We start from the raw sequence: 3,714 nt of genomic DNA, 5'->3' as shown, positions 1-3,714 counted from the left end.
TGAAAAATAGCAAGAATAAAAAGCAAAAACACCAAAAATGCTACGGACTATAAAGCCAGAACTAAAAACACATCCTTGGACTTTTATTTAGTAAATACATAAAACTTGAGCTTTAATATGCTAGAATCCGATTTTGTAAGCATTAAAATATTGGACTACAACGAGGTGGCTAAAATGTCAAAAAATATAAATCAATCATGCGCAACAACTCCACAGCAAGCTGCCCCACAAATGCCTTTTAGAGTGCTACTTATCGCCTCATTTTTGCTAGGCGCGATTGTCATCATCGCCAACTACACTGTGCAGTTCAACATCGCCGCCACGCCGCTTACTTATGGTGCGCTGACTTATCCTTTTGGCTTTTTACTGCTTGATGTTTTGAGCGAGCGATACGCGCGTAAAGACATCATAAAAGTCGTGGGGCTTGGGATTTTGATAGCTTTTGTGCCTTCATTTTTCTCCGCCACGCCACAAATCGCGCTCGCTTCTATCGCTGCTTTTTGCATATCCCAGCCGCTTGATGTGGCGCTTTTTTACGCGTTTAAAAGGCGCTTTCCGCATCTCTGGTGGCTTCGCAATAGCGGCTCGACTATCATCGCGCAGTCGGTAGATACGCTGGTGTTTTTTGTGATAGCGTTTTGGGGGCAAAGGGTGCTCGCAGAATCCATAACCATGGCGATGGCGGACTATTCTATCAAGCTTGCGGTGGCGGTGGCAAACGCGCCGCTTTTTTACCTGCTGGCAATCCGCGCGAAAAATATCTGACAAAAAGCCTAGAATCTTTAAGCTTTTTATACTACAATAACTGCCAACGCCCTATCTAAGCCACAAGCCCAAATAGCAGCGATACCAAAACAAAGGCACAACATGCAACACATAAAAATCGTGAATTTGGACGCCAAAACCATAGGCGCAGACGCGGATTTTAGCGCTTTACAGGAGTTTGGCGAGTATGTGAGCTATCCGCTTACTTCTTATGATGAGACGCTGGAGCGTTGTCGTGGCGCGCAAATCGTGCTGACAAACAAAGTCGTGCTAGATAAAGCGCTCCTAGAGCAGCTTAGCGAGCTGAAACTCATCTGTGTGACAGCGACAGGGACAAATATCGTGGATGTCGAGTTTGCCAAATCGCGCGGCATCGAAGTCAAAAATGTCGCTGGCTACTCCACGCTAAGCGTCGCGCAGCACACGCTCACTATGGCGCTTGAGTGCCTAAGTCAGATACATTACTATGATGATTATGTCAAAAGTGGCGAGTGGTGCAAAAGCGAGATTTTCACGCATCTTGCAGGCGGGCGCAGAGGGCTTGCTGGGCTAAAATGGGGGATCATAGGCTTTGGCAGCATAGGTGCGCGCGTGGCACATCTCGCAAGTGCGTTTGATGCGAAAGTCTGCTACACTTCTACTAGTGGCAAAAACACCGCTAGCGCCTATCCGCGCGTGGAGCTAGATGAGCTGCTCTCACAAAGCGACATCATAAGCATCCACGCCCCGCTAAATAGCGCGACGATGAATCTCATAGATTCTGCAAAAATCGCCAAGCTAAAAAAAGGCACAGTGCTTATCAATGTAGGGCGCGGGGGTATCGTGAATGAAGAGGTGGTGGCAAAGGCGCTGAAAAATGGCGCGGACTTTTACTATGCATGCGATGTGCTAGAAAAAGAGCCGATGAGGGCAGACCATCCATTTCTGGACCGCGCTATCCAGTCGCGCCTGCTTCTGACGCCACATATCGCATACGCCTATGGCGACTCGCTAAAAGAGCTCATATCGATGAGTATCGATAATGTGAAGAGCTTTTTTAGGTAAGGTAGAATCTGGATTCTGCCACAAAGCCAGCGCAAATAATCCAAATAAGCGCGCAAACGCGCAAAGGGCAATGATGAAAAACCTCTATCAAACCACTGCAAATCTCGATAAACGCGCGATTAGCAAGTATCTTTTGAGTGAAGAGATTCTCATGGAAAACGCTGCAAGCGCGCTAGAATCGCTAATCCGCCGCGTAGCACACGCGCAAAGCGTCGTGTATATCGTGTGTGGCAGCGGCGATAATGGCGGCGATGGCTACGCCTTAGCGCGCAAACTCCACAAAGACTACCGCGTCAAAATCTACGAAGCCAAAGAGCCAAAATCCGCGCTCTGCCAGCTGCAGAGCGAGCGCGCGCAGACTTGCGGATGCGAGCGTGTGTCAAAGATTTTGCCTTGCGATGTAGTGGTGGATTGTCTATTTGGCAGCGGGTTTGGCGGCGAGATGGGCGCGGAGTTTGCAAGGCTTATTGAAAGCATGAATGCAAACGCCAGAATCCGCATAGCATGCGACATCCCAAGCGGGCTTAGGGTGGATGGCAGCGCGGCGGAGCGCGTGTTTGACGCGCACTACACGCTAAGCATGGGCGCGCTAAAGCTGGCACTTTTCAGCGATAGCGCCAAAGACTGCGTGGGCGAGGTGATAGTGGGCGATTTGGGCGTCTCGCGCGCGCTTTATGAGGTGCAAAGCCCCTATATTTTGCTAGAAAAATCCGATCTCAAGCTGCCGCATCGCACCAAGCTTAACTGCCACAAGGGCAACTTCGGGCATGTCGCGGTGGTATCTGGCGATAAGCAGGGGGCGAGTGTGCTTAGCGCGCTGGCGAGCCTTCGCATAGGGGCGGGGCTTGTGAGTCTGGTGAGTGCTTCTGCGATTGGTACGGGCAGCGTGGATTCTAGCGCCGGCAGTGCAGAATCTAAAAAAGTGGATTTTGCGGATTCTATGGATTCTATGGATTCTGCGGATTCTGCGGATTCTGCGGAGATTTTGGAGTCTTTGGATGCTGGCGCAAAATCTAGAACCAGTGCAGAATCTAGCGCAAGTCAAAGCCTTGAAGCTAGCGAGAATCTATTTGGCGCAGAATCCAAAGGGGCGGGTTTTAGCGCGTTAAATTCTGGCGTTTTAGATTCTGGTGTGCTAGATTCTAATGCAGGCGCATTTGGCACGCGTGCAAACGCCCTAGAATCCGCGCTTTTAGATTCTGCTTTTAGCCCATTTCCTGAAATCATGCGCCAATCATCTTTGCCACAAAACACCAGCGTGCTAGTCGTAGGCATGGGGCTTGGCGCGCATGATTTGGGGTTGAAAGAGATTTTGGATTCTAGCTCGTGCGCGCAAGATAGGCAAGATGACGCTACTGCCAATACCAGGGCCAGCGCGCCAAAGCGTATAAAAGGCTGTGTGATTGATGCGGATATGTTTTATAAGCGCGAGATTCTGGAAGTGCTTGAGATGAAAGATTTATCGCTCGTGCTGACGCCGCATCCCAAAGAGTTTGCCGCGTTTTGTCGGCTTTGCGGGCTTGGCGATGTTTCGCTGGAGGATGTCGTGAGAGAGAGGCTGGCACTCGCGCAGCGATTTAGCGAGGCGTATCCGCACGCGGTGCTGCTGCTAAAGGGCGCAAACACCATCATCGCGCACCAAAACACCATCTACATAAACCCGCTAGGCACGCCAGCGCTTGCCAAAGGCGGGAGTGGCGATGTGCTCTCCGGGCTTATCGGCGGGTATTTGGCGCAGGGCTTTAGCGCGCTAGATTCTGCGATCTGCGCTTCGCTAGCCCACGCGCTCGCCGCGCAAAAAGAGCGCAACACCTACGCACTCACCCCCTTGCGCCTCATCGAGCACATCGGAGAGCTATGATTCAAAATGTGAGCCAATAGCCTTTGCAAGATTCTGCTAGTTAC

The 3,714-nt window shown here is 50.8% G+C and carries 3 protein-coding genes; all 3 read left to right on the top strand.

Annotated elements, in window-relative coordinates:
- Positions 1-174 precede the first annotated feature (174 nt).
- The 3 genes from BKN38_RS09945 (at position 175) to BKN38_RS09935 (ending at position 3,670) form a co-directional block, all read left to right on the top strand.
- Complete coding sequence (locus BKN38_RS09945; protein WP_233713074.1) at positions 175-765, top strand: queuosine precursor transporter; 591 nt, start codon at positions 175-177, stop codon at positions 763-765.
- Positions 766-867: 102 nt separating this feature from the next.
- On the top strand, positions 868-1,809 hold the full coding sequence (locus BKN38_RS09940) for a D-2-hydroxyacid dehydrogenase (protein WP_066457885.1): 942 nt from the start codon (positions 868-870) through the stop codon (positions 1,807-1,809).
- Between the two features lie 73 nt (positions 1,810-1,882).
- Positions 1,883-3,670: an NAD(P)H-hydrate epimerase gene (locus BKN38_RS09935; RefSeq protein WP_066457887.1), complete on the top strand. Its 1,788-nt coding sequence runs from the start codon at positions 1,883-1,885 to the stop codon at positions 3,668-3,670.
- Positions 3,671-3,714: the final 44 nt, after the last annotated feature.

The sequence above is a fragment of the Helicobacter sp. CLO-3 genome (assembly GCF_001854545.1).
GTDB lineage: Bacteria > Campylobacterota > Campylobacteria > Campylobacterales > Helicobacteraceae > Helicobacter_B.
This window is presented reverse-complemented; position numbering and strand designations above follow the sequence as displayed.